Origin of the sequence: Rhodococcoides fascians A25f, from assembly GCF_000760935.2 — a bacterium.
In the GTDB taxonomy this organism is placed as follows: Bacteria; Actinomycetota; Actinomycetes; order Mycobacteriales; family Mycobacteriaceae; genus Rhodococcoides.
Genome location: NZ_CP049744.1, coordinates 222,122 through 244,619 on the forward strand (window position 1 = coordinate 222,122; position 22,498 = coordinate 244,619).

Here is a 22,498-nt window from a genome sequence, read left to right on the forward strand (position 1 = left end):
GTCAGTTCGTTCGGTCGGCGAATCCGTCGGGCAAATCGCTGGGCGCGACCGACACGATCGTCTCGTCGTCGATGCCGACGTACTCAAACAGAGTGATGCGGGCGAATTCGGGGACCACGTAAATGGGGTAGGTCGGTCCGGCATCACGGTAGGCGCGCATCTCGTCGAGATGATCATTTTGGTACAGAACGGTTTTCGTACCGTCCAGCTCGATCCACTGAGGGAAGAAGATAGTGCCGTGCAGACGTCGCTTACCGGGTATGACGTTGACGACGACGGATGTTCCTGTGGGTTCGTTCCAGGAGATCTTGTAGACATCGTCGTCGAGTTGGACGAGATCGACCTCCTGGTTCTTGACCCATCGTCCGCCGACCATGCCGGTGTGGATGCGGTAGTCGATGGTGGTTGCGTTCTTGACGTACATCTCGTACTGCCAGTTGTTCGCGTAGGTGTAGATGAAGCGGTGTCCGACTATGCCGCTGAGGTCTTGAGCCGGAACAAGGTTGTGGACGGTGGTGTCTGCGCTCATGAAAGCCATTTTGTCACAAAACTATGTTTGCGGCAAAACTAATTGTGGGACCATCGAATGATGCACTCCACCGCGATCGAACTCGGTCGACAACTGGGACCGCTGCGACGTTCGTTGCTTCGTGCGACGAGAGAAGCCGCGCAACTACCAGACATTCCCGATTCGCACATCGAGGTCATGAGAGCTCTTGTCGCTGAGCCGTATATGAGCCCGGGGAGCCTCGCCGCACACCTGAACCTCGCTCGGTCCACCGTGAGCAATCTGATCAAAGCAATGGTTGATGCCGAACTCGTCGAAAGATCGGTCTCGTCGGACGACCTGCGCGGAGCGGCCCTCACCGCATCACCGAAGGCAATGCACCTCTTGGCCGAATACGACGCGGTCAGCTCTCAGGTGCTCTCCGAGGCGCTCGACGAACTGACCCCGGACGGCCGTCGAGCACTGTCTGCGGCAACTTCAGCTCTGGCCGACCTGACGACGATCTTGGCTCGCCGGCCTTCTTGATTTCAACGGCCGGGATCGTGCAGTCCACTCGATGTGACATTGACCTCCGAAAAGGCCACCGGATGTCACATCGAGTGCACTGCGCGCCCGTGCTCTGAGGGGTCAACTACCGGTGTTCAGATCCCGGACGAGGCGAGGTGTGCGCAACTGGCCCACGGTCGACAGCCAGAGGCGCGGGGGATAGGACAGTCGAATCGCGAAGTAGTTGACGTATTCGATGACCCCGAAGAACCAGATGGCCAGAACTCCGAGACCGGTACCGAGGTTGTCGGGGAGCCACACCATCACTCCCAGTAAACCGCCGACCAGCAACGCGAGGTCCACTCTGCGAAAGGCGCGGTAGATAGTGCGCAGAGAAGGCGGCATTGGGTGACGCTCGACCCAGGAGCGTGCCAGCAGCCAATAGATTCCTGCTTGCACCAGCACGACCAGCAAAGGGACCAGCGCGAACCACAACGCTAGACGGCTTTCCTTGTCGAGCCTTGGCACCACCATGGCAAGCGCAATCGTCAGGAACACCCCGGCTGCGGCCAACTCTCCCAACCCCAGGGACAAATATCGACGACGTAATACCTGCCGTCGACTCGTACCCATATCGCCAGATTATCGAGAACTGGATGCCGGACCCCCTCGCGCAGTCCACCGAAGGTGACATTGACCCCCGAAAAGGCCACCGAAGGTCACATTGAGTGCCGAGGGAATGGGGGTGCGCGAGAAGAACCGAGGCAATGGCTAGAGACTTCGTCGAATCGGGATCCACAGTTCTCCTGCTCCGGAGGACCAGTCGGAGGTGTTTTCGGTGACGGTGAGGATTTCAGGTCCGGGGATTGTTTCGTAGGGGTTGGAGGGGAACCATTCGCCGAAGGCGTCGGCCCAGAGTTGTTGGAGGGCGGGGGCGAGTGCGGTATCGCTGCGTGTTTCGAATACCGCCCAGGTCGATGCGGGGACGGTGAGGGTGTTCCATTCGGGTGGTGCGGGCGATGTGGTGGCGACGGCGAAGTAGTAGTCGAAGAGACTGCCGTCCTCGCGTTCGGGTTCGAAGCCGTCGCTGACGAACAGGATCTGGGGGAGTTCGGGCAGGTCGGCGAGTTCGCGCAGTCGGTCGCCGGTTCCCGGGGCCAGGCTTCGGTGGAATTCGGTCATTGCGGTGTTCTCGCCGGTGAACCGAAGTGGGATTCGGGTGGTTTTGCCGACGATGTGGAATGGCGGCAGGTCGGTGATGCGGTATCGCATGGTGCTTCGTCCTTCGATGGTCAGGTGGAATGTCACTGCTTGTCGGGAACGAAGGATGGCTCCGGGTCGGCGTGCCTGAGACGGTGTGACGCCGTGCAGATCTCGGAAGGCTCGGGTGAATGCATCGGCCGAGTATCCGTATTTCGTCGCAATGTCGAGCACGCCCTGTCCGTCGAGGATTTCCGCTGCTGCCAATGTCATTCGGCGTTCTCGGATGTACAGCGACAGCGGGATCCCGGCAAGAGCCGAGAACACGCGTCGGAAGTGGTACTCCGATGTCAGCGCAATGCGGGCGAGCTCGGTCGTTTCGATCTCGTGGTCGAGATTGTCCTCGATGTAGTCGAGTGCTGCGTTCCATCGTTCGAGCATGTGCCGCCAGACCTTCCCTCGTTCTGACCGAAACGATAGGCAGAAACGGCAGCGCAAACCCGACTTTCTGTGCCCGGCACAGTCGGATTCAGATGGTGTGCAGGCGCCGCTGCGATCGCTGCGTGCGCAGACGCCCGAGTTCGTTCAACGCAGAACGGGATTGCGCGTCCGCCGGACGGTAGACGATGAGCCGCAGGTCCGGGTCACCGAGCGGGGTGAGGACATCGAATGTCACGGTGATCTGCCCGACAAGTGGATGCCGCATCGGTTTGTCACCTCGGTTCCGCACGGACACTTCCCGGGACTGCCAGTAGCGGGAGAATTCCGTGCTCCCTCGTTCGAGCTCCTCGATCAACGCTGCCAACTTCGCGTCGTGTGAGTGGTTCACCCAGGCAGCGCGAAGGTCGGCGACTGCACCCCGAACGACATCATCACGGGCCTCGTAGAATCCATCGAATCGATTGTCCAGGAAACACATTCGAAGAACATTGCGGTCCACGACGGGTCGTCGGTCGATGTCGAGCAGCAATGCGGCCATCATGTCGTTCGTGGCCAGGATGTCGAGCCGGTGATCGAGCACCATCGCAGGCAGTGGGGCGACGTCGTCGATCAGCTGCCGAATGCCGTCGGGCACCTCGTGGGCGGAGGCCCGCTCCGGTGCACGATGGCCGGCGAGCGAGAACAGGTAGCCGGTCTGATCGGGAGACAGCTTGAGCGCATTCGACAGGGACTGAACCACCTGGGCGGATGGCCGAACATCCCGTGCCTGTTCGAGCCGGACGAGGTAGTCCACGCTCACTCCAGCCAACGCAGCGACCTCCTCACGCCGCAAACCGGGTGTCCGGGAAGCCCCTATCCGTGGTGGTAGACCGACATCCGACGGCTTGAGCGCCTCGCGCCTGGCACGCAGAAATGCTGCCAGTTCGTTTCGACCCAACCGAGTACTCACCCGATCCACGGTAGGCCACTTCGGTGCGATCAGCCTGGTATCGCTCGTCCCAGGATGATCTTGTCCTTCCCGTTTCCCGACGGGGCAAGGACGGTGAGTGGGACCGCACACGAAGGAGACATGATCGATGACACGCATGGACGAGTACCGATTGCTGGGCCGCTCCGGTCTTCGAGTATCACCACTCTCGCTGGGAGCGATGACATTCGGAACCGCCTGGGGCTGGGGTGCAGACGAGGTCGACTCGAGAAGAATATTCGACGCCTACCTCGATGCCGGCGGAAACATGGTCGACACCGCCAATATCTACACCGACGGCCAGTCGGAGCAGTACCTGGGCCCACTCCTCCGGGGCCGCCGTGATTCGGTTGTCGTCGCCACGAAATACGCGGCGACGCGTGATCCGTCGGATCCGAATGCGGGTGGGGGCAGTAGGAAGAGCCTGCGCGGGTCCGTCGAAGCAAGCCTGCGGAACCTCGGCACCGACTACATAGACCTGTTGTACCTGCACGCCTGGGACGGCGTGACGCCCGGTGACGAGATCATCGCCTCGCTCGGTGAGCTGGTCCGTTCGGGAAAGGTTCTGTACATCGGCATTTCGGATACACCGGCATGGGAAGTCGCGCGCATGCAGACCACAGCGGAGCTACGCGGCTGGCCGTCGTTTGCGGCACTCCAGGTGGAGTACAGCTTGATCGAACGGACGACCGAGCGGGAATTGTTGCCGATGGCAGCGAGTCTGGGCATCGGCGTCGTTCCGTGGGCCCCACTGGGCGGTGGGGTGCTGACGGGGAAATACACTGCCGCAGACCTTGTGGCGGTCGGTTCAGCGAGTCCAGCTGGGACGCGGCGCGATCACGCGAAGGCGAACGGAACGTTGACCGCGCGCGGGCTCGAGATTGCGGATACCGTCGTCGACGTCGCGAACGAACTCGGGGTCACCGCTGCTCAGGTGGCGTTGGCATGGACCCTTCGGCATCCATCGGTCGTCAGTTCGCTGATCGGGGCGCGGACGTTGGAACAGTTGCAGCAGAACATCTCTGCTCTCGATGTCGCATTCGACCGATCGCAGCTCGACACACTGCATGCAGTCAGCGCTGTCGATCCCGGGTTTCCCCACGAATTTCTGATGCGCCCGATGGTGCGTGGCGTCACGACCGGCCGCACCACCGTTCGTCCCCGGCCTGTCAGGACGTGGTGAGTCAGGGCACCGGATTACGCCGGTAGGTGAGGGGATCTCCATCGTCGACGAGTGCGAACCCGGCCCGCTCGAGAACCCGACAAGAGGCTCCGTTCTCCCGATACACCTGCGCTGCCAACGGTAGACCGGACGCATGCTCCTGCGCGTGAACGAGAAGCTTGCCCGCGTAGCCGCGACCCCAATGGTCCGGATGTACCCAATAGCCGACCTCCAGGTGGTCGGATCGACGAATGGTGCTGAGCAACCCCACACGCGCCGGCTCCTCGGTAGTCCCGACGAACCACTTCTGCACGTCCGGCTCGCGGCTGCCCGTCGCGTTCAGTGCCACCGCAAAACGATGATCGAAATACTCTCTACTCCATGGGTTTCCGTCGCCAACCCATCGAACTACCTCGACGTCCGACGCCATGGAGAACAGAAACTCGGCGTCGGACCGAACAGCCGGGCGCAGCAGAACTGCCGTCACAACTCTTTGACCTGCGAGGTCCTGTCGCCGCCTGCATCGCCGGTATTGACGGTGCCCGATCGCTCGAACAGCAGAGCCGACACCTCTTCGGCTGCCTTGGGACAGTGCTCGACGCCTGCCGGGACGACAAAAACATCACCGGGCCCGAGTACAACGTCGCGGTCACGCAGTTGGATGGTGAGTTCTCCGCTGTGGACGAAGAACATCTCGTCGGTGTCCGGGTGCGTGTGCCAGACGAATTCGCCGAGAAGTTTGACCACCTTGACGTCGTAGTCGTTGATGCTGGCGAGTCGGTGCGGTTGCCAGGGTTTGTCGATCTTGCTCAGGGCGTCGTCGACGTTGCGCTTGTGGTTGCCGGTACTGCCGCTGTCGATGCTCATGGGCTACCTTCGTTGTCCGTCGAGTCGGCTCGGTGAAACTCTACTCGGTTCTGGCCGACGGCCCGGCGCAATCGTTGCGAGACTGTTCGCTTGTCGGATATTTTCGGATAGGACTCCGCGCTCCGAGTCATATGTGCTGTAGCGCAACAGGTTTGAATCACGATCGATCAGTGTCCGATCTGGCGATAGCAGCGCCAGTCAGATGTCGAGAACAGGTCAAGGGCAGTACGATGCTCATGACCTGCAGACGGTATCGGCACGACTCGTCGTCCGCCATTGATTTTCGCTAGGAGCGCTGCCACATGAATCTCGCCGACTACGACGTGCTGAGCTTCGACTGTTACGGGACGTTGATCGACTGGGAAGCCGGCATTCTCGAGGTGCTCAGAGCGTGGGCGCAGCAGGCCGGCTCGGAGCTGTCGGACGACGAGTTGCTTACGGCCTATGGCCCCAACGAAGCTGGGGCGCAGCGAGATTCTCCGGCCGCCCTCTACCCCCGAATACTCGCCGAGGCCTTCGTGAGGACCGGTGACACACTGGAAATTTCTGTCTCGGCCGATTGGGCGGACAAGCTCGGAGCATCTGTTCCGGATTGGCCGGCTTTCGCGGACTCAGCCGACGCGCTGGCGTCGCTCGCCCAGCGGTACAAGCTGGTCATACTGTCCAACGTTCACCGCGACGGTTTTGCGGGTAGCAATCGCCGTCTCGGCGTTCAGTTCGACGCCATTGTCACTGCCGAGGATGTCGGGGCATACAAGCCGGCCGACAACCACTTCGACGCAATCGATGGAGTACTCGATAACCTGGGCGTGCCCCGGTCGCGTCTGCTCCACGTCGCGCAAAGTCTGTTCCACGATCACGTACCGGCGAAACGTCATGGCCTCGCGTCGGTGTGGATCGATCGGCGGCACGATCGCCCCGGATGGGGTGCGACACCGGAACCGTCCGAGGAGTACAGCTTCGATATGAAGTTCCCGAGTATGGCCGCATTCGCAACAGCTGCCCGAGAGGCGCGCCCGAATGCGTAAGTTGTTCACGCTGATCGGTTTTACGGTCGGTCTCATCGGTGCGGTCGGCTATCTGTTGTGGGAGCGCCAGCCGCAGCGGGTGAACTACGCATTCGTCGGCGACGAGCAGTATCAGGGTGCGCCCGATTGGATGGTCCTGGTATTCGGCCTGCCTGTTCTCGGTGCACTTCTGGGACTGGCGATTGCGGTATCGGTCGGCCGCATTCGACGCAGCTGAGCTCACCAATGCCAGGCGTCGCCCCCGACGTTCTGGATCGTTCGCTGCAACACTTGAATTGCGGTGACGAACTCGTCCTCACCGATGCCCTGCATACGTTCGTCCTGCAGCATCTGCTGAACGTCCGCCCCACGTCGGAATTGTTCCTTACCGTCCGGGGTGAACGTCACACGTGAATTGGACTCCGTGATCCAGCCCTTCGCACGTGCGGAGCCGAGTGCCTCGACGATTGCCTCCGGGGTGTCGTTGTGGCCGATCTTCTCGATCGTCGCTTCCCTGTCGGCCCCTGCGGGATGCAGCGAGACCTGATGCAGGAGCCACCATTCGGGTTGGGTGATGCCGATGTCGTGGAGGGCGCCGCGGGTACGTGCTCGGATGGCCTCTCCGGCGCGCGCGGTCCAGAATCCGATCGGCTGTCGCTCGGGTGGCTGCATCGGTCGTGGTTGTCGGTGTGCTTGTGAGTTCATGAAACGACAGTAGAACCTCAACCACGCTTCAGGTCAACAGGACAGATGCCACAAGAGCTGTACCCACCAAGACTGCGCTGGCGGCTAGTGGCCCGATCGGTCCGAGTGCCGAGCTGTAGACCACTCCGCCGAGAGCAGGCCCGGCGGCAGCACCGATGTTCAAGCTCGCTGTTGCGAACGAGCCCGCCATCGTCGGCGCACCGACCGCGTTGAGCATCACTCGGCTCGCCAGTGTGCTGCCGAGGGCGAACGACAGTCCGCCCTGCACGAAGGCAAAGACCAACATGGCGACCGGGCTCTGGGATAGCAGCGCGAACAGACACCAACCGACGAGAAGCGCTGTGCCACCCAACGTCACGACTCTCCTCGCGTGCCGGTCACCGTACCTGCCTGCGGTCCAGACTCCCCCCAGAGCGCCGAGTCCGAACAACGCAAGCACTACCGGCACCATCGCTGTCTGCAATTCCGCTCGTTCGGTGACGACGGGAGCCAAGTAGGTGAACGAACAGAAGGTGGCACCGTTGACGAGAACGCAGAGAACGAGGACCCGCTGCACTGAGCGTCGTTGCAGGACAGCCAATTCGGTGGCCAGCGAACCCATGGCTCGCACGTCCTGGGTGGCGGGTGCAGCCGATGCCACGGCGACGAGCGCAGGAACCGACAGCAACGCCACAGCCCACAGTGCCGCACGCCAACCCAGAAGTGTTCCTACGAGTGTGCCCAACGGAACGCCGACAACGAGTGCGAGAGTGGTGCCGGCAAGGATCGTGGCGACGGCGCGAGAGAGGCGATCGGGTGTGACCGATGCCGAGACGATGGCCAAGGTGAGTGCCAGGAAACCGGCGTTGGCGAATGCGGCCACTACCCGCGAGACGAACAGCAGCGCGTAGCTGTTGGTCGATGCGCCGAGTACGTGCATCGCGATGAAGGTCGCCAGGAATGAGCACAGGGCCAGACGCGGTGGGCACTGCCGTGTCGCTACGGCCATGACCGGTGCCCCGACAATCATGCCGATGGCGAATGCCGAGGTCAGCAATCCAGCGCGGGGGACCGTTGTGTGGAGATCGGTGGCGATGTCGGTCAGCAGTCCGGCCAGCATGAACTCTGACGTTCCCTGCGCGAAGACAGCTGTGGACAGCAAGAATACGAGCGGTGGCATGGAGGTTTCTCCGAATGTGAGACGGGTCCAGGACAAATGGACCGGCACACGGGTGCTCACCGAACGTGTCGTGATCGAGTGCTTCGGTTTCGTCGAGCTACCGGGGTGCCGGTAGCTCGAATCTGGATGCCTCGGGTGAACTCACCGAAACACCGTAACGCGAGGTTTCCCTCCGACGCCACCGAGTTTCCGTCGTGGGTAGAGTCCCGACCGTGGACAGCCCATCAGGGAAAGGCCTCGTGGCGGTGCTCGCCGCAGTCGGTGCCTCGATAGGTGGTGCGGCAGCGGTCGTGTGGCATGTCGCCATTGCCGGCTCGTCCGATGGCGCGCCCGATATCGGTGCGGCCTATCTGCGGCCGAGCTGGTTTCCCGTCACCTTCTATCTCGTCGGTGCCGGTCTGGTGATCGGTTTGGTGGCGGCGTCGTTTCTCGTCGATTCGGGTCTGCGCATCGTCCGGGATCGTGAACGCAGCCGCATCCACCTGTTCGGATTGTTGATCGTCGTGGGTGCGGCACTGGGAGCGGGCAGTGCACTCGCCTGGACGCATTGGCCACCGCAACCAACCGAATCCGCGTCGAATTGGTCGTGGGAGCATCCGTTGAGCATCGAGATCAACTCGCCTCCTGCAGCTGACTTCGGCTGGACGTCAATCGGTAGTTCAGTTTCGGACACCTACGTCTCTGACACCTACGTCTCGGATACGCCCTACATCACACGAATTGGCGAAGCATCGACCTTCACCCCCACCATCAGTAATCCGTGGCTGGTGTTTCCGGTCGGCGACGTACTTGTTGCAGCATTGGCCGCACTCACTCTGTCGCTGAGAGACTTCCGGCTGACTCTGCTGTCGCGCTCGGACCCGGACGCGGTGTAGCGAGGCCAGAACTATTCGTCGGTGCGCAGTTCGTCGACCAACGAGAAGAGACGCTCCAGGTAGTCGCTGTGAAACACCTCTGTCGCGCGGATCTTGGCATCCCCGTCGAGGCCGAATTGAAGGTTGACGAGCTCGACCCCGATGGCGACGCGTCGAGCATCGAGTTGTTCGAGTTCGGCGGCGAGAGCATCGACCTTGGCCACCGGGGACAATTCGTCAGTCATATCGGAATCGTAGAGGTCAGCCGACGGCCGCAAGGAATTCGCTGTAGAACAACCCGAGCCCCAATGCCGACGCGATCGCGGCGAACAGCCAGAACCGGATGATGACCGTCGTCTCCGCCCAGCCGCCCAACTCGAAGTGGTGGTGAATAGGCGCTATTCGGAACGGCCGCTTGCCGGTGCTCTTGAACGAGGCGACCTGAATGACGACCGATGCAGCTTCGGCTACGAACAGAGCTCCGAAGACCACGGCGATCAGCTCGGTCTTGCTCACGATCGACAGGCCTGCGAGCAGTCCACCGAGGGCGAGCGAACCGGTGTCGCCCATGAAGATCTTGGCCGGGGCGGCGTTCCACCACAGGAATCCGATGCAGGCTCCTGCGGCTGCGGCACAGACGACGGCGAGGTCGAGTGGATCGCGTACCTGGTAGCACCCGGCGACGGAGTTGGTCGCGCACGACTGCCGGTACTGCCAGAACGTCATCACGGTGTACGCGCCGAGGACGAGGGTCATCGATCCTGCCGCCAAACCGTCGAGCCCGTCGGTGAGGTTGACCGCGTTGGACCACGCGACGATGAGGAATACACAGAACAGCACAAAAACGATCGGGGCCATCGTGAAGAACGTCGATTGGCGCACCAGCGAGAGTTCGACGTTGCCCGGCGTCAGCCCGTTCCCATTGCGGAACTGCAGCGCCAACACTGCGAAGATCACCGCTGCACTGATCTGCCCGACGTATTTGCCGGTTGCCTTGAGACCGAGGCTTCGTTTCATGCGGACCTTGATGTAGTCGTCGAGAAAACCGACGACGCCGAGAGCAGTCGTGAGACCGAGGATCAACAGGGCAGACGCCGACGGGCCGTCCCCGCCCATCGCCACGAGGTGGGAGCCGAGATAGCCGGCCCACAGACCGACGATGATCGCGACGCCGCCCATCGTCGGGGTCCCTCGCTTGGCTTGGTGACTTGCCGGGCCCTCGACGCGAATCTCCTGGCCGAAGCCCTGCCGGGTGAACAGCGCGATGAGAAACGGCGTCAACAGAATCGAGACCGCCAACGCGATACCACCGGCAACAAGAATGTTGATCATGCGTTGGAGCCCACTCTTCCTCTGTGCTGCTGTTCCCCGCCCGAAACTACCGAGCACCGCGGGATACTGTGCCAAACGAACCGGCAAAAGTCCCAATGCGTGACGAAGGCGTTACTCACAGTTGATACGAACTCGGTGGCATTCCCACCAATTCGGTGAACTCGCGCGTGAAGTGCGCCTGGTCGAACCAGCCGTATCGCGCCGCAAGGTCTGCCAGTGGACCCGAGTAGCCGCCGTCGAGCTCACTGAGCGCATCGTGAATGCGATACCGGCCGAGAACCCACTTGGGCGTCGCTCCGACATAACGCTCGAACAGCCGCTGCACCCGCCGAGTGCCTATCCCGCACCGCTCTTCCACCTGGGCGACGCGAATCAGCGTCCGATCGCCCAGCATGGTCCCGATGATGTCCAGAACGACCTCGTACTCCGGCTCGACGTCCGGTGCATAGGGCGTGAGAACCGCATCGACGACGGTTCGGCAGTGGTCGGCGTCCAGATGTCCGCCCAGTTCGGCCAATGCGTCGACGGTGTCGGCTCGGAACGGAGTGGGCGGAGCCACCTGGACGTCGCGCAGGCTTCGAGCCACCGTTCCCGTGAAGGCCGCATAGCCGCCCGGCCGGAACTTGACGCCGAAGACCCAACCGGATTCGGCGAGCACGACGTCGAAGCGGCGCGTGAGCACTCCGGTCACCACTACAGGGTCGACGACACCTTCTCTGGTCCAGCCGCGTTCGACGCTGAGCGTGCAGGCAGGGTGCGGGAGCGTCGAACTGCGGTACGAGATGCCGGGCGGCAGATCCCATTGCAGCTGCCAGTAGTTCTCGACCCACGGTTCCAACTCCGCCGCACACGGCAGCCGTACCAGGTCGACGTACTGCGCCAGCTGATCCGGCCGCAGGACGCCGGACTGGGTGGCTGTCGCATTTTTCCTATCCGGCACGGGCGTCAGTGTAGGAGTCTGGTCCGACATTCGCTGTGAAGGAGGAACACCATGACCGAGACACCCGTGGCCACGCTGAAGATGGTCACCCTGGACTGCGCAGACCCTGCGGCCAACGCGACATTCTGGTCGTCCTTGTTGGGCTGGAGCGTCGTACATTCGGAGCAGGAGTACGCGATGCTGCAGGGTCCGAGCAGTGCGCTCGGATTCGGTCGCGTCGACGACTATCAGCCGCCGCCGTGGCCGAATCTCAATGGCAGCAAGCAGTTTCACTTCGATCTTGCGGTCGAGGATCTCGACGCTGCGGCGGCGGTCGCCGTGAAACTCGGGGCGACGCTGCCCGACGACCAGCCGGGTGAGACCTGGCTCGTCCTGCTCGACCCGGCAGGGCATCCCTTCTGCCTGACAAATGCCGCGAACTGGGGCTGACGCGGCTAGCCTTGTCGTCGTGAAACCACGTCTGGCAGGAATCGAAATCGTCGTCGCCGATATGGCTGCCGCACTGGCGTTCTATCGCGTTCTGGGACTGGATATTCCGGCCGACGCCGATGCCGAGCAACATGTGGAGGTCGACCTCGGCGGCGTTCGACTGTTGTTCGATCTCCCGTCCACGATTACCTCCTTCGACCCGACGTGGACGCCGCCCAGCGGCGGTCATCGCGTTGCGCTCGCCTTCGATTGCGGTTCCGCCGCCGGAGTGGACGCGGCGTGGGCAGCGGTGACCGAGGCGGGGTACACCGGCCACCTGCAGCCGTGGGATGCGTTCTGGGGTCAGCGTTATGCCGTCGTGCACGATCCCGACGGCACCACCGTCGATCTGTACGCGAACGTCTGAGTTGTCAGCTCGCCGGAGCGATGATCTGAATCAGGTTTCCACAGGTGTCGTCGAACACCGCAGTGATCACCGGGCCCATCTCGGTGGGCTGCTGAGTGAACCGAACGCCGAGGCCGATGAGCCGATCGTATTCTGCTGCAACACTGTCCACCGCGAACTGCGTGAACGGGATGCCGTCTGCGAAGAGCGCATCCTTGAACGGCGCGGTTGCGGGATGACCACTGGGCTCGAGTAGCAGCTCGGTACCTTCCGGATCCTGCGGTGAGACGACCGTGAGCCAACGATCGGGTCCACCCATGGATACATCGTGTTTGACGACGAAGCCCAGTACGTCGGTGTAGAACGTCAGCGCCTTGCTCTGATCGTCGACGAAGACGCTGGTGATGTTGATTCTCATGCCGGTCCCTCACCTCTCGGCCCGCCGGCCAGTTCGACAGCGACGTCGAGGTGGCCGAGATGACGGGCGTATTCCTGGAGTACATGGAAGCAGATCCAGATCAGAGTCGGCTGCTCATCGGTGAATCTTCCACCGAGCGTGGCCAATTCGTCCATCCGGTGTGTGCTCAATACTTCTTCGGTGAGCCTGGCACCGTCGTCGAGCCTGGTCAGGAGGGTCTCGGCGTCCACCTCGGCCGGCACATGCCAGGAGCCGTCCTTCTCGTCACCCCACGGCGCGTCGACCGCCCTGCCGAGAAACCCCCAGACGAACCAGCGCTGCTCCATGTGCACCAGATGGGTCAACATCTGCAGCGGGGTCCACTCCGAGGGAACGGTTGTGGTGGTCAGGGAATCGTCGCTCTGGGCAGTGATTCGCCGAACCAACTCGCCGCGATAGAAGCGTAGGTACTCGCGAAACAGGTCGGCGGGATCGGACAGGGCGGAGTTCGGTTCGGGAAACGTCGTCAGCTTGGCCATGGTGCTATTCCGCGTGCACTGAGCGCTGTTGGCTCATTCGCTCTTGCGCTGTTCGCGGGCGATGCGACGCTGTTCCTCGGCGCGGGCGCGGCAGCGGCGGAGGAACTCCTCGTCGCTTTCCTGCGACTGGGCGACGGCCCGGCCGGGTTTGGCGTCGTACTCGGGGTATGCCGACGCGGTGCGCGGTGCACCGCTGCCACCCCAGATGCCGCCGCCTTCGGGTCTTCCCACGACGAGCCATGCGATGGAGCCGGCCAACGGCAGGACGATGACGAGTAGTAGCCACACCATTTTCGGGAGGTGGCGGATGCCGGAGTCATCGGCGGTGATGACGTCGATCAGACAGAAGATGGCCATCAGCATGATCAACAGGCCGAGGTACGGCACGGGAGTCCTCCAGGGTTTTCGAGACCGTGCGGTCGGTCTACCGCGACTATCAGATCACTCGTTGTACCGCGGATCAAGTGTCGGGAGTGGAGCCTGCGGAACGACCTAGATAGTCAGGGTTCAGCCGAATACCAGCAGTGCCGCCAGGGTGAGCATCATGATCCCGATCCCGAGGTCGAGGATTCGCCAGGCCAACGGCCGCGCGAACAGCGGACTGAGCACACGTGAGCCGTAGCCGAGCGCGGTGAACCAGAGCACGCTGCCCAGCATCGCGCCGATGGCGAACCACCAACGCAGGTCTCCTGGCTGACGGTTTCCGATGGAACCGAGGAACACCACCGTGTCGAGGTAGACGTGCGGATTGAGCCAGGTCAGTGCCAGACAGGTGGCGACGGCCGCGATCAGTGAACCGCCACCGGTCGTCTCGGTCGTCATCGTCGAGGGAGTGCGCGCTCGATTGAGTGCCATCAGTCCGTAGACGAGGAGGAACACGGCACCGAGGACGGTCACGACGCGCAGAGCGACGGGGAAGCGGTCGACGAGTACCCCGATGCCGGCCACCCCGGCCAGAATCAGTACCGCGTCGGACAGGGCGCACACCGCCACCACCGGCAACACATGGGTGCGTTGCAGGCCCTTGCGCAGCACGAACGCGTTCTGCGCGCCGATGGCGACGATGAGCGAGAGCCCGACGCCCAATCCGGTGAGCGTCGATTGTGCGGCGGCAAGCGATGTCATGACTGTAACGCTAGGAGGAAGCCACAGTTAGGTCCAGCGAATGTTTTTCAGTATTGATTAGAGTACCTTCATACGATGGAGATCGAGCAGCTCAGAGCCCTGAAAGCCGTGGTCGACGGCGGAACGTTCGAGGCTGCGGCTCGGGCGCTGCACGTGACGCCGTCGGCGGTAAGCCAGCGAATCAAGTCGCTCGAGCAGTCGTTGGGGCGAACATTGGTGCAGCGAAGCAAACCTGTGGTGGCCACTCAATCCGGCATTGCAGTACTGCGTCTGGCTCGCCAGATCGATACCTTGACCGACCAGACTCGGGCCGAACTGAACGACGACGGAATCGCCGCTCCTGTCTCCATTGCCGTCAATGCGGATTCGATGGCGACCTGGGTACTGCCTGTGCTCGCGCCACTGGCGTCCCAGACGACCTTCGACCTGCATCGGCAAGATCAGGATCGTACCGCTCAACTGCTGCACGACGGGATCGTCTCTGCCGCAATCACATCGGTGGCCGATCCGGTTCGTGGCTGCACCGTTCGGCGCCTCGGTTCGATGCGCTACCGGCCGTCGGCCACGCCTGAATTCATCGAACGGTGGTTCCCTACAGGGGTGACGGCCGCTGCGTTGCGCGTCGCCCCGGTGGTGGTCTTCGACGTCGATGACCGGTTGCAGGACAACTACTTACAGCGATTCGGTATCGAACCACACGAGCCTCCGCGGCATCTGGTGCCGGCGTCCGCGGACTATGCGCGGGCCGTCGACCTCGGCTTCGGCTGGGGCATGATCCCCGATCTGCAGGCCCGTGACTCGCTGAAGTGCTTCGACGACAATGGAATCGACGATGTGCTGCTGTACTGGCAGCAGTGGTCGCTGTCCTCTCCCGCACTCCAGCGAGCAGCCGACGCCGTGGCAGCAGGTGCTGCGAGGATGCTGTTGTAGCTCAGGCCGGGTTGTCGTTCGGCACGATCTCGGGCAGCCCGTCGCCGACGGGATCGAGAACGGCCGCCGATCGGGCACCCCACCGCTCGTGGGCCGACTGTCGTGACATGCCGACTGCCGTTCCGATCGTCGCCCACGTTGTACCCTGAACCCTCAGCACCACCACGGTTTCGAGGCCGTCGAGCCCCGCTGCCAGTTGCACGCGAAGACTCAACAGATGCCACGCGAGGCTGCGTCGTGCGGGCAGGTCGGTCGATTGCTCGGCATCCCATTCCGGTGTTCCCGGCAGGGGGCCTGTGCCGATGATCTCGTCGGCAACTCGTCCGGCCTCGATGGCCGCTGCTGTCACGACTGCCCGCGTTGCAGCAGAGATATCCGCCTCGGTGGCGAGGGTGATGGGATCCATGATCGACCTCCTGTGTCAGGAACAGCCTGACAACAGGAGGTCGGTTTGTCAAGATTTACCTGACAACGTCAGAGCATGGTCAGCACCCGATCGATGGCCGCGACGGCCTGGGTCAGCTCGGCTTCGGTGATCGTCAGTGCGGGGCGGAATCGCACTGCCGCGTCACCGCAGCCGAGCGCCAGCACATGTTCCTCGGTACGTAACAGCTCGATCACTCGGTCGCGAGTGGCGGCGTCGGGCAAGGAGAAGGCGCACATCAGACCGCGTCCGCGTACCTCCGAGACCACGGTGTGTCGCGTTGCCAACTCCTCCAGCATGGTCAGCAGCACTACTCCGAGCGTGCCGGCGCGGTCGATGAGCTTCTCGGACTCGACCACTTCCAGTATTCGACGCGACCGCACCATGTCGGTGAGGTTGCCACCCCACGTCGAATTGATGCGAGAGCTGACGGCGAAGACGTTGTCGTCGATGTCGTCGACACGGCCGCCGGCCATGACGCCGCAGACCTGCACCTTCTTGCCGAAGGCGACGATATCCGGCACGACGTCGAGCTGCTGGAAAGCCCATGCGGTACCGGTCATTCCGGCACCGGTCTGAACTTCGTCCATGACGAACAAGGCGTCGAACTCGTGGCAGAGGTCGCGCAACTTCTGCAGGAAGCGAGGCCGGAAGTGGTGATCTCCACCCTCGCCCTGGATGGGTTCGATGATGGCGCAAGCGATGTCGTGCGGGTTGGCCTCGAAGGCCAGGCGGGCCGCTGCCAATGAAGCGTCTTCCAACTCGTCCATGTTCGCGTCGGATCTGATGAACGGGGACGGAATTCGTGGCCAGTCGAACTTCGGGAAGCGTGCAACCTTGTTCGGGTCGGTGTTGGTCAACGACATCGTGTAACCCGAACGGCCGTGGAACGCATGCTCGAAGTGCATCACCTGGGAGCCCAGTGATGGGTCCAGACCATGACTTTCGTTCCAGCGTGACTTCCAGTCGAACGCCACCTTCAACGCGTTCTCTACTGCCAGTGCGCCGCCCTCAACGAAGAACAGGTGCGGCAATCGATCGTCACCGAGTACACGGGCGAACGTGTCGACGAACCGGGCCATGGGCACGGTGTAGATGTCGGAGTTGCTGGGCTTGTTCATCGCCGCCTGCATCAGATCCGCCCGGAACTCGGGGTCGTCGATGAGGGCGGGATGGTTCATGCCCAGGGCGTTGGACGCGAAGAACGTGAACAGGTCCAGGTAGCGGGTGCCGTCCCTGGCGTCGACCAGGGTGGAACCGGTCGAGCCATCGAGGTCGAGGACCAGCTCGAAGCCGTCGGCCAGTAGGTGTTCACCGATCACGTTGCGAACGTTGGAGGCGTCGATCGTCACTCCGGTGCGCTGTAATACTTGCGTCATGACGTCGAAGATACGCGTTAATATTCCGTAAGCAAGCCCAATACGCAGGAAATTATACGGTCGTGACCCTCGTCGGTAGGCTGATCTCCGACGGTTCGGTTCTCTCCACGGAAGGTGTACGCGCATGTCTGCATCCATCACCCACGACGAGTTGAGTGTGCGCACTCGCGCCATCCTCGACCGGCTGGGTGCGACTATCGCGCTCGACGCTCCCGCTGGACCCGACGCGATCGTCGCGCGCTCGCCCATCACCGGCGGAAACCTGGCGTCGCTGACGTCTGCGTCTGCAGCCGACGTCGAGAGCGTCATCGCCGACGCGCACACCGCGTTCTCCTCGTGGTCGCAGGTGCCCGCCCCGGTGCGGGGTCAGGTGATCCGCGAACTGGGCGAACTACTGCGGGTGCACAAGGAGGATCTGGGCGCGCTGGTGTCGATCGAGGCCGGAAAGATCGTGTCCGAGGGCCTCGGTGAGGTGCAGGAGATGATCGACATCTGCGACTTCGCCGTCGGACTCTCACGTCAGCTGTACGGCAACACCATTGCCACCGAGCGGCCCGGGCACCGCATGATGGAACAGTGGCACCCGCTCGGAGTCGTCGGCGTCATCACCGCCTTCAATTTCCCTGTTGCGGTATGGAGTTGGAATACCGCCCTCGCGCTCGTCGCGGGCGATACCGTCATCTGGAAGCCGTCGGAGAAGACCCCGTTGACTGCCGTCGGAGTGCAGGCACTGTTCGAGCGTGCCGCCGCTGCGGCAGGCGTGGACCCCAAGATCGCTCAGTTGGTGGTCGGTGGACGCGCATCCGGCGAAGCGCTGGTGGACGATTCACGTGTCGCACTGGTGTCGGCCACCGGTTCGACGAGAATGGGCAGGGCCGTGGCCCCGCGGGTTGCCGAACGATTCGGCCGGGTGTTGCTCGAACTCGGCGGCAACAACGCGGCGATCGTGACGCCGTCGGCCGATCTCGATCTGACGACGCGCGGACTGGTGTTCTCGGCCGCCGGCACGGCAGGTCAGCGCTGCACCTCGCTTCGACGCGTCATCGTGCATGCCTCGGTTGCGGACGAACTGGTCGGCAAGCTGGTTGCGGCGTACGAGACGCTGTCGATCGGATCTCCCTTGGCCAGTGACACGTTGGTGGGCCCGCTCATCGATGCTGGTGCCTTCTCGGGTTATCGGAAAGCCCTCGAGACCGCAGTGTCCGACGGCGGAACCGTGGTGGTCGGCGGCGAGCGGGTGAACGTGGTCGACGAGTACTCGTTCTATGTTCAGCCCGCGATCGTGACGATGCCCGCGCAGACCGACATCGTCAAGCACGAGACCTTCGCGCCCATCCTGTACGTCCTGACCTACGAGACCCTCGACGAGGCGATCGCCTTGCACAACGATGTGCCGCAGGGACTTTCGTCGTCGATCTTCACCACCGACCTGCGTGAAGCGGAGCGCTTCCTGTCTGCCGCCGGCTCCGACTGCGGCATCGCGAACGTCAACATCGGACCCTCCGGCGCAGAGATCGGCGGTGCCTTCGGTGGTGAAAAGGAAACCGGCGGCGGACGCGAATCCGGTTCGGACGCATGGAAGGCCTACATGCGCCGTGCAACCAACACCGTCAACTACTCCAACGAACTGCCCCTGGCGCAGGGAGTGAAATTCGGCTGACGGCATGATCGGCAGTATGAAAGTACTGTCGATGGTCCTGGCCGGTTTTGTCGTCGGCTATGCCATCAGTGACATCGGCCCGCTTCAATCCCTGTTGAGCAGCACCGCGGAATTCCATTCGTTCTGGGCAATTGTCAACGGGCTGACCGTCGTTGCGATCTCTGCCTGCGTGGCCTCGGTCGGGCTGGCACGTGCGAGCGCACGCACCTCGATCGTGATGGCGATCGCAGCGGTGCTCGTCATCGTGTTCCAGACCGTTGGAATGGTGACCGGATTGCTCGGCCACTGGGCCGGCGCACTGGCCACCGGTGCATTACTCGCCGCGGCTGCAGTGTTGGCCGGGCGGCATCGAGGTGCACAGGCCGCGTTGGCAGTTGCCGTCCTCGGGGCCGGTCTGCTCGGTGGTGCGCTGGATGCGCTGTTGGAGGCGAACGACGGTCCCGTGTTCGTCTGGGATGTGGTCGGTGCCGAGGACGACGTGAGCCCGCAGCGAGCGATAGTGATGGTGATCTTCGCGTCGGGCACCGCGGTTGCGCTGTTCCTGGCGCACCGCCGCGAGGAGCTACAGCCGTACGAGACCCGGCGAATTCTGCTGGTCGGCATTCCACTGCCCGTCGCAGCGGGAGTCCTGAGCTGGATTGCCGCCGGTCACAACGCCGGGAGCGCGTTCTGGCTCGGCAGCCTCGCCGGTGTGACGGCCTTCGCAGTGCTGGCGTCGTTTCTTCTTCCTGGTCGCGATGGACGCGTGCTGCTGGTGCTTTGTGCGCTGTCGGCAGGTGTGTTCGGCTCGTTCGGCCTGGCCGCTGGGGACAGTGCCGAGCTGGCTCTCGGTGTTGGACTGTTGATCGTCGGAGCTGGGATCGGCTACCGGTGGCCGCAGCTGTACATCGGACTGGGCGGGCTGCTCGTGATCGCCTTTGCGGGCGTGATCGAGGGCTACTTCGAGGTGCCGACAGGAACGGGGTTCGTGCTGCCGTTGGTCGCTGCCTACGTTGTGGTGTCCGCTCTGACGACCTCACCGGGTGCATTGGCACTCTCGCTGCCCGCGCTGTTCACCATGACTCTGCCGGTGGTGGTGTACGCCGCGAGTTATCAGCCGGGCCTGTCTTCGGACGTTGCAGTCGCCACGCGCACAAGCGAGCCCGACCACCTGGTGTTATCGGTGGCCGGGCTCGTGGTTGTTGCGGTGATGACGGGTGCCTGCGCGCTGCTGATGCGCAGACCCACCGTCGTGCGCGGAACTTCGTAGCGGACTACGAGTTTCCGTTCACCTAGGGAGCAGGTACAACCTCGGTGGTGGTCGGAGCCACGGTCTCGGTCGCTGTTTCAGCAGCCGTCTCGGTCGGGGTCACACAGAGCGGCGGTGCACCCTCGACGGGCGTCACACCCTCGACGGGGACGGTGCACTCGGGGGTTGTGACCGGCTCGGACGCCGGTGCCGGTGCTTCTGCGGCGGGTGCAGGCACAACCGGAACCGTGGTGGTCACTACGGGACTGGTGGTGACCGGTGCGGTCGTCGTGGCCGTCGGAGTCGGCGTTGCCGAGGTGGTCGCGGGTGCCACGATCGTCTCGACCGCTGCACGTCCGGCCTTCTCCTGAACCGCTGCGGACTTGATCGGCTCGCCCCTGTTGGCCTCTTCCGCCAGCTGGGTCAACCAGGCCGCGGCGTACTGCACCGAGGTCAACGGCTTGCCGTTGGCGGCATCGGCGTCACGCCAGTAATCGAAGTGGTGTCCCGATCCGGGGCCCAAGGTGAGGCCGTACGGGTCGTTCATGATCACCGGAACGGTGTTCTGGTTGGAGGCGATGAAGCCGGTGATCTCGCGGAAGATCTTCTGCGGCAGGTATGCCAGGTCGACCATCTGACCGGTTTCGATCGGCTCCTGCTCGCCGTCGACCTTGGCCGAGACGGGAGTGGTGACGGTGCCGGGCTTGTAGTTGGGCTCGGACACCTTGATCAGCACGTCGAGGAATGTCTCGTCGCTCTGCATCCAGTTGGGCTGCGAGGCGATGTCGTTGAAGGCGTTGACTGCGATCCGTCCCAGCGCCAGTGCGAGATCTGCACCGGTGGCGGGGGTGAGCTGCTCGTTCTGCAGTGCGTCGGCATTGACCTGGCGACCGACGTTGGCGGCCAGGTGAATCAGTGACGTGTTCTCCGGCAGTGCGCAGGTGAGGTCACCGTCGGAGCAGAAGGATGCCACTCGGCCGTCGAGCGCTCCGAATCCGCCGGACGTGCCGGGCAGTGCGCCCTGTCCGGGAATTGCGGTGTTGCCGTTCTGGTACTTGGTGTCGAAGCCGTCGGGGTTGCTGAACGGGTTCTCGGCACCGGGGAAGGGGCCTTCTCCCGAGACGCGGCCGGCGTCGGCGAAGATGACGACTCCGACGACCTGCGAGGGATCGACAATTCCGTAGGTGCCATCGGCCGCGGCAACCTGGTTGCCGACCTCCATGGCGGTGCGGCGGGCGACGTCTGCACCCTCGCTGTACCCGACGATGGCGAATCGCGTCTTGGGGCAGGACGCCGTGATGGACTTCATGATGGTCTGCGAGTTGGTGACACCGGTCTGTACAGCGTTCTCGTAGCTCGACAGATCGGCGGGGTATTCGACGTACACCGCGGCGTACGAATCCGGAACGACGTTGCCGTTGTTGGGCGCGCGTACGGCCTGGTCGATCCAGTCGCTGGAGTAGTCGCCGGACATCGCGGCAGGCAGTCGTTCGCCGTCGGGTGTGGTGAGCCACTTGACGCCCTCGCGGGGTGTGTCGCCGCGGCCGCCGATGGCGATGCTGACCATGTCGTAGCACGTTGCCGTCGACACCAGTTCGATGGACGCTTCGGTAGTCGTCGACGACGTGGACCACGGTGCGGCGATGACCACTCCGGCACCGAGTGCTCCGATTGCGAACGCGCTCAAGGCAACGCGCACTCGCTTCGACTTGCCAACAATCATGTTTTCGATCCCCATCGCTCACGGCCCGACACCGAATTTCCCGACTGCAGTTGCCAGTGGGTTACCCGGCATTTCGTCCTCGGGGTCATTCGCGTTACAAAGCGGATGATTTACCGTCGTGCGCATGACAATTCACCCCCGAATGACATCGACGGAATTCGACCTGACCGACGGGTCGACGTGTGCCGTGCGTGAGGCGGTTGCGTCGGACCTGGAGTCGATCGTGGCAATGCTGGTCGACGACCCGCTGGGTGTCACGCGGGAGTCCGCCGACGACATGGACGGGTATCGCGCCGCCTTCGATGACATCTCGTCGGATCCGCGGAACCTGCAGGTCGTGGCGATGCACGGTGACGAGGTGGTGGCAACACTGCAGTTGACGGTCATTCCGGGGCTGGCGCGCGGGGGAGCGCTGCGGGCGCAGATCGAAGCCGTTCGAGTGGACGCTCGGTGGCGCAACCGGGGACTCGGCGGCGCGCTGATCACGTGGGCGATAGACGAGGCCGAGCAGCGGGGATGTGCTCTGGTGCAGTTGACCTCCGATGTCCGTCGCACGGACGCGCATCGCTTCTACACCCGTCTCGGCTTCGTCGACTCCCACGTCGGCTACAAGATGCATCTCGGAACTACCGCTTAGATACCCTGGGGGGG

At 63.2% G+C, this 22,498-nt stretch carries 29 protein-coding genes; 11 read left to right on the forward strand and 18 right to left on the reverse strand.

All coding sequences use genetic code 11. The features are described 5' to 3' along the window. Position 1: 1 nt before the first annotated feature. The gene (locus BH93_RS01035; protein WP_037174929.1) at positions 2-529 is read right to left on the reverse strand and encodes a phenolic acid decarboxylase; all 528 of its coding nucleotides are present in this window, start codon (positions 527-529) and stop codon (positions 2-4) included. A 57-nt stretch (positions 530-586) separates the two neighbouring features. Between BH93_RS01035 and BH93_RS01040 the strand changes: the two genes are divergently transcribed. Beyond that, on the forward strand, positions 587-1,033 hold the full coding sequence (locus BH93_RS01040; protein WP_197914521.1) for a MarR family winged helix-turn-helix transcriptional regulator: 447 nt from the start codon (positions 587-589) through the stop codon (positions 1,031-1,033). 102 nt (positions 1,034-1,135) lie between these two features. Here the strand turns inward: BH93_RS01040 and BH93_RS01045 are convergent, their stop codons facing one another. The 3 genes from BH93_RS01045 to BH93_RS01055 all read right to left on the reverse strand — a co-directional run bounded on the left by BH93_RS01045 (position 1,136) and on the right by BH93_RS01055 (position 3,584). After that, positions 1,136-1,627 carry a hypothetical protein gene (locus tag BH93_RS01045; protein ID WP_037174926.1) on the reverse strand — a complete coding sequence of 164 codons (492 nt, stop codon included), beginning with the start codon at positions 1,625-1,627 and terminating at the stop codon, positions 1,136-1,138. A gap of 138 nt (positions 1,628-1,765) precedes the next feature. After that, the gene (locus tag BH93_RS01050; protein ID WP_037174925.1) at positions 1,766-2,635 is read right to left on the reverse strand and encodes an AraC family transcriptional regulator; all 870 of its coding nucleotides are present in this window, start codon (positions 2,633-2,635) and stop codon (positions 1,766-1,768) included. Positions 2,636-2,723: 88 nt separating this feature from the next. Next, entirely contained in the window at positions 2,724-3,584 is an 861-nt protein-coding gene (locus tag BH93_RS01055; protein ID WP_037175186.1) for a helix-turn-helix transcriptional regulator, read from the reverse strand. Positions 3,585-3,711: 127 nt separating this feature from the next. On the opposite strand from BH93_RS01055, the gene BH93_RS01060 reads away from it, so the two are divergent. Further along, positions 3,712-4,785: an aldo/keto reductase gene (locus tag BH93_RS01060; protein WP_037174924.1), complete on the forward strand. Its 1,074-nt coding sequence runs from the start codon at positions 3,712-3,714 to the stop codon at positions 4,783-4,785. A 1-nt stretch (position 4,786) separates the two neighbouring features. Here BH93_RS01060 and BH93_RS01065 read toward each other — a convergent pair whose 3' ends face one another. Further along, positions 4,787-5,251 carry a GNAT family N-acetyltransferase gene (locus BH93_RS01065; RefSeq protein WP_037174923.1) on the reverse strand — a complete coding sequence of 155 codons (465 nt, stop codon included), beginning with the start codon at positions 5,249-5,251 and terminating at the stop codon, positions 4,787-4,789. Beyond that, positions 5,248-5,631 carry a cupin domain-containing protein gene (locus BH93_RS01070; protein ID WP_052065276.1) on the reverse strand — a complete coding sequence of 128 codons (384 nt, stop codon included), beginning with the start codon at positions 5,629-5,631 and terminating at the stop codon, positions 5,248-5,250. The genes BH93_RS01065 and BH93_RS01070 overlap by 4 nt, the downstream gene beginning before the upstream one ends. Before the next feature lie 302 nt (positions 5,632-5,933). On the opposite strand from BH93_RS01070, the gene BH93_RS01075 reads away from it, so the two are divergent. Together BH93_RS01075 and BH93_RS01080 are read left to right on the forward strand one after the other, a co-directional pair. Continuing rightward, a complete protein-coding gene (locus tag BH93_RS01075; RefSeq protein ID WP_037174922.1) occupies positions 5,934-6,659 on the forward strand; it encodes a haloacid dehalogenase type II in 726 nt (241 codons plus the stop codon). Further along, positions 6,652-6,876 (forward strand): hypothetical protein, encoded by a 225-nt coding sequence (locus tag BH93_RS01080; protein ID WP_037174921.1) that lies wholly within the window; start codon positions 6,652-6,654, stop codon positions 6,874-6,876. Before BH93_RS01075 ends, BH93_RS01080 begins: the two co-directional genes overlap by 8 nt. A 2-nt stretch (positions 6,877-6,878) precedes the next feature. Here the strand turns inward: BH93_RS01080 and BH93_RS01085 are convergent, their stop codons facing one another. Beyond that, entirely contained in the window at positions 6,879-7,343 is a 465-nt protein-coding gene (locus BH93_RS01085) for a MarR family transcriptional regulator (RefSeq protein ID WP_052065275.1), read from the reverse strand. 28 nt (positions 7,344-7,371) lie between these two features. Beyond that, positions 7,372-8,502 carry a Cmx/CmrA family chloramphenicol efflux MFS transporter gene (locus BH93_RS01090; RefSeq protein WP_052065344.1) on the reverse strand — a complete coding sequence of 377 codons (1,131 nt, stop codon included), beginning with the start codon at positions 8,500-8,502 and terminating at the stop codon, positions 7,372-7,374. Between the two features lie 212 nt (positions 8,503-8,714). Here BH93_RS01090 and BH93_RS01095 point away from each other — a divergent pair, with 212 nt between their 5' ends. Beyond that, the gene (locus BH93_RS01095; RefSeq protein WP_155291027.1) at positions 8,715-9,377 is read left to right on the forward strand and encodes a hypothetical protein; all 663 of its coding nucleotides are present in this window, start codon (positions 8,715-8,717) and stop codon (positions 9,375-9,377) included. Positions 9,378-9,388: 11 nt separating this feature from the next. Here the strand turns inward: BH93_RS01095 and BH93_RS01100 are convergent, their stop codons facing one another. From BH93_RS01100 to BH93_RS01110, 3 genes are all read right to left on the reverse strand, one after another. Next, a complete protein-coding gene (locus BH93_RS01100) occupies positions 9,389-9,601 on the reverse strand; it encodes a hypothetical protein (protein WP_032378810.1) in 213 nt (70 codons plus the stop codon). Between the two features lie 16 nt (positions 9,602-9,617). Next, the gene (gene mraY, locus BH93_RS01105; protein ID WP_032379473.1) at positions 9,618-10,688 is read right to left on the reverse strand and encodes a phospho-N-acetylmuramoyl-pentapeptide-transferase; all 1,071 of its coding nucleotides are present in this window, start codon (positions 10,686-10,688) and stop codon (positions 9,618-9,620) included. A 115-nt stretch (positions 10,689-10,803) separates the two neighbouring features. Continuing rightward, a complete protein-coding gene (locus BH93_RS01110; protein ID WP_242459086.1) occupies positions 10,804-11,628 on the reverse strand; it encodes a helix-turn-helix transcriptional regulator in 825 nt (274 codons plus the stop codon). A gap of 51 nt (positions 11,629-11,679) precedes the next feature. Between BH93_RS01110 and BH93_RS01115 the strand changes: the two genes are divergently transcribed. Together BH93_RS01115 and BH93_RS01120 are read left to right on the forward strand one after the other, a co-directional pair. After that, positions 11,680-12,057, forward strand: coding sequence for a VOC family protein (locus BH93_RS01115; RefSeq protein ID WP_037174918.1), 378 nt, complete (start codon positions 11,680-11,682; stop codon positions 12,055-12,057). Further along, entirely contained in the window at positions 12,038-12,463 is a 426-nt protein-coding gene (locus tag BH93_RS01120) for a VOC family protein (protein WP_052065274.1), read from the forward strand. Before BH93_RS01115 ends, BH93_RS01120 begins: the two co-directional genes overlap by 20 nt. A gap of 4 nt (positions 12,464-12,467) precedes the next feature. On the opposite strand, the gene BH93_RS01125 is transcribed toward BH93_RS01120, so the two are convergent. The 4 genes from BH93_RS01125 to BH93_RS01140 form a co-directional block, all read right to left on the reverse strand. Next, a complete protein-coding gene (locus BH93_RS01125) occupies positions 12,468-12,860 on the reverse strand; it encodes a VOC family protein (protein WP_037174917.1) in 393 nt (130 codons plus the stop codon). After that, the gene (locus tag BH93_RS01130; protein ID WP_037174916.1) at positions 12,857-13,378 is read right to left on the reverse strand and encodes a mycothiol transferase; all 522 of its coding nucleotides are present in this window, start codon (positions 13,376-13,378) and stop codon (positions 12,857-12,859) included. The genes BH93_RS01125 and BH93_RS01130 overlap by 4 nt, the downstream gene beginning before the upstream one ends. Before the next feature lie 33 nt (positions 13,379-13,411). Beyond that, positions 13,412-13,765, reverse strand: a complete 354-nt coding sequence (locus tag BH93_RS01135) for a PLD nuclease N-terminal domain-containing protein (protein WP_032401614.1) — start codon at positions 13,763-13,765, stop codon at positions 13,412-13,414. A 120-nt stretch (positions 13,766-13,885) separates the two neighbouring features. Further along, positions 13,886-14,503: a LysE/ArgO family amino acid transporter gene (locus BH93_RS01140; RefSeq protein ID WP_032378816.1), complete on the reverse strand. Its 618-nt coding sequence runs from the start codon at positions 14,501-14,503 to the stop codon at positions 13,886-13,888. A gap of 75 nt (positions 14,504-14,578) precedes the next feature. Here BH93_RS01140 and BH93_RS01145 point away from each other — a divergent pair, with 75 nt between their 5' ends. Beyond that, positions 14,579-15,433 carry a LysR family transcriptional regulator ArgP gene (locus BH93_RS01145; RefSeq protein ID WP_037174915.1) on the forward strand — a complete coding sequence of 285 codons (855 nt, stop codon included), beginning with the start codon at positions 14,579-14,581 and terminating at the stop codon, positions 15,431-15,433. A gap of 1 nt (position 15,434) precedes the next feature. On the opposite strand, the gene BH93_RS01150 is transcribed toward BH93_RS01145, so the two are convergent. Together BH93_RS01150 and lat are read right to left on the reverse strand one after the other, a co-directional pair. Beyond that, the gene (locus BH93_RS01150) at positions 15,435-15,839 is read right to left on the reverse strand and encodes a hypothetical protein (RefSeq protein WP_037174914.1); all 405 of its coding nucleotides are present in this window, start codon (positions 15,837-15,839) and stop codon (positions 15,435-15,437) included. A gap of 68 nt (positions 15,840-15,907) precedes the next feature. After that, positions 15,908-17,236 carry an L-lysine 6-transaminase gene (gene lat / locus BH93_RS01155; protein ID WP_037174913.1) on the reverse strand — a complete coding sequence of 443 codons (1,329 nt, stop codon included), beginning with the start codon at positions 17,234-17,236 and terminating at the stop codon, positions 15,908-15,910. A gap of 124 nt (positions 17,237-17,360) precedes the next feature. On the opposite strand from lat, the gene amaB reads away from it, so the two are divergent. After that, positions 17,361-18,896, forward strand: coding sequence for an L-piperidine-6-carboxylate dehydrogenase (gene amaB / locus BH93_RS01160; protein WP_037174912.1), 1,536 nt, complete (start codon positions 17,361-17,363; stop codon positions 18,894-18,896). A gap of 16 nt (positions 18,897-18,912) precedes the next feature. Continuing rightward, positions 18,913-20,145, forward strand: coding sequence for a hypothetical protein (locus tag BH93_RS01165; protein ID WP_155291026.1), 1,233 nt, complete (start codon positions 18,913-18,915; stop codon positions 20,143-20,145). A 22-nt stretch (positions 20,146-20,167) separates the two neighbouring features. On the opposite strand, the gene BH93_RS01170 is transcribed toward BH93_RS01165, so the two are convergent. Beyond that, positions 20,168-21,847 (reverse strand): cutinase family protein, encoded by a 1,680-nt coding sequence (locus BH93_RS01170; protein ID WP_242459087.1) that lies wholly within the window; start codon positions 21,845-21,847, stop codon positions 20,168-20,170. Between the two features lie 124 nt (positions 21,848-21,971). Here BH93_RS01170 and BH93_RS01175 point away from each other — a divergent pair, with 124 nt between their 5' ends. Then, positions 21,972-22,484: a GNAT family N-acetyltransferase gene (locus tag BH93_RS01175; RefSeq protein WP_165712597.1), complete on the forward strand. Its 513-nt coding sequence runs from the start codon at positions 21,972-21,974 to the stop codon at positions 22,482-22,484. Positions 22,485-22,498 lie beyond the last annotated feature (14 nt).

Bases quoted from the DNA above. Each gene is read 5' to 3' on its own strand.
- BH93_RS01175 (WP_165712597.1), top strand. From the start codon at position 21,972: ATGACAATTCACCCCCGAATGACATCGACGGAATTCGACCTGACCGAC.
- amaB (WP_037174912.1), top strand. From the start codon at position 17,361: ATGTCTGCATCCATCACCCACGACGAGTTGAGTGTGCGCACTCGCGCC.
- BH93_RS01120 (WP_052065274.1), top strand. From the start codon at position 12,038: ATGCCGCGAACTGGGGCTGACGCGGCTAGCCTTGTCGTCGTGAAACCA.
- BH93_RS01060 (WP_037174924.1), top strand. From the start codon at position 3,712: ATGACACGCATGGACGAGTACCGATTGCTGGGCCGCTCCGGTCTTCGA.
- mraY (WP_032379473.1), bottom strand. From the start codon at position 10,688: ATGATCAACATTCTTGTTGCCGGTGGTATCGCGTTGGCGGTCTCGATT.
- BH93_RS01080 (WP_037174921.1), top strand. From the start codon at position 6,652: ATGCGTAAGTTGTTCACGCTGATCGGTTTTACGGTCGGTCTCATCGGT.
- BH93_RS01045 (WP_037174926.1), bottom strand. From the start codon at position 1,627: ATGGGTACGAGTCGACGGCAGGTATTACGTCGTCGATATTTGTCCCTG.
- BH93_RS01100 (WP_032378810.1), bottom strand. From the start codon at position 9,601: ATGACTGACGAATTGTCCCCGGTGGCCAAGGTCGATGCTCTCGCCGCC.
- BH93_RS01150 (WP_037174914.1), bottom strand. From the start codon at position 15,839: ATGGATCCCATCACCCTCGCCACCGAGGCGGATATCTCTGCTGCAACG.
- BH93_RS01145 (WP_037174915.1), top strand. From the start codon at position 14,579: ATGGAGATCGAGCAGCTCAGAGCCCTGAAAGCCGTGGTCGACGGCGGA.
- BH93_RS01170 (WP_242459087.1), bottom strand. From the start codon at position 21,847: ATGATTGTTGGCAAGTCGAAGCGAGTGCGCGTTGCCTTGAGCGCGTTC.
- BH93_RS01040 (WP_197914521.1), top strand. From the start codon at position 587: ATGATGCACTCCACCGCGATCGAACTCGGTCGACAACTGGGACCGCTG.
- BH93_RS01165 (WP_155291026.1), top strand. From the start codon at position 18,913: ATGAAAGTACTGTCGATGGTCCTGGCCGGTTTTGTCGTCGGCTATGCC.
- BH93_RS01070 (WP_052065276.1), bottom strand. From the start codon at position 5,631: ATGAGCATCGACAGCGGCAGTACCGGCAACCACAAGCGCAACGTCGAC.
- BH93_RS01130 (WP_037174916.1), bottom strand. From the start codon at position 13,378: ATGGCCAAGCTGACGACGTTTCCCGAACCGAACTCCGCCCTGTCCGAT.
- BH93_RS01035 (WP_037174929.1), bottom strand. From the start codon at position 529: ATGAGCGCAGACACCACCGTCCACAACCTTGTTCCGGCTCAAGACCTC.
- BH93_RS01140 (WP_032378816.1), bottom strand. From the start codon at position 14,503: ATGACATCGCTTGCCGCCGCACAATCGACGCTCACCGGATTGGGCGTC.
- BH93_RS01125 (WP_037174917.1), bottom strand. From the start codon at position 12,860: ATGAGAATCAACATCACCAGCGTCTTCGTCGACGATCAGAGCAAGGCG.
- BH93_RS01115 (WP_037174918.1), top strand. From the start codon at position 11,680: ATGACCGAGACACCCGTGGCCACGCTGAAGATGGTCACCCTGGACTGC.
- BH93_RS01085 (WP_052065275.1), bottom strand. From the start codon at position 7,343: ATGAACTCACAAGCACACCGACAACCACGACCGATGCAGCCACCCGAG.
- lat (WP_037174913.1), bottom strand. From the start codon at position 17,236: ATGACGCAAGTATTACAGCGCACCGGAGTGACGATCGACGCCTCCAAC.
- BH93_RS01090 (WP_052065344.1), bottom strand. From the start codon at position 8,502: ATGCCACCGCTCGTATTCTTGCTGTCCACAGCTGTCTTCGCGCAGGGA.
- BH93_RS01050 (WP_037174925.1), bottom strand. From the start codon at position 2,635: ATGCTCGAACGATGGAACGCAGCACTCGACTACATCGAGGACAATCTC.
- BH93_RS01075 (WP_037174922.1), top strand. From the start codon at position 5,934: ATGAATCTCGCCGACTACGACGTGCTGAGCTTCGACTGTTACGGGACG.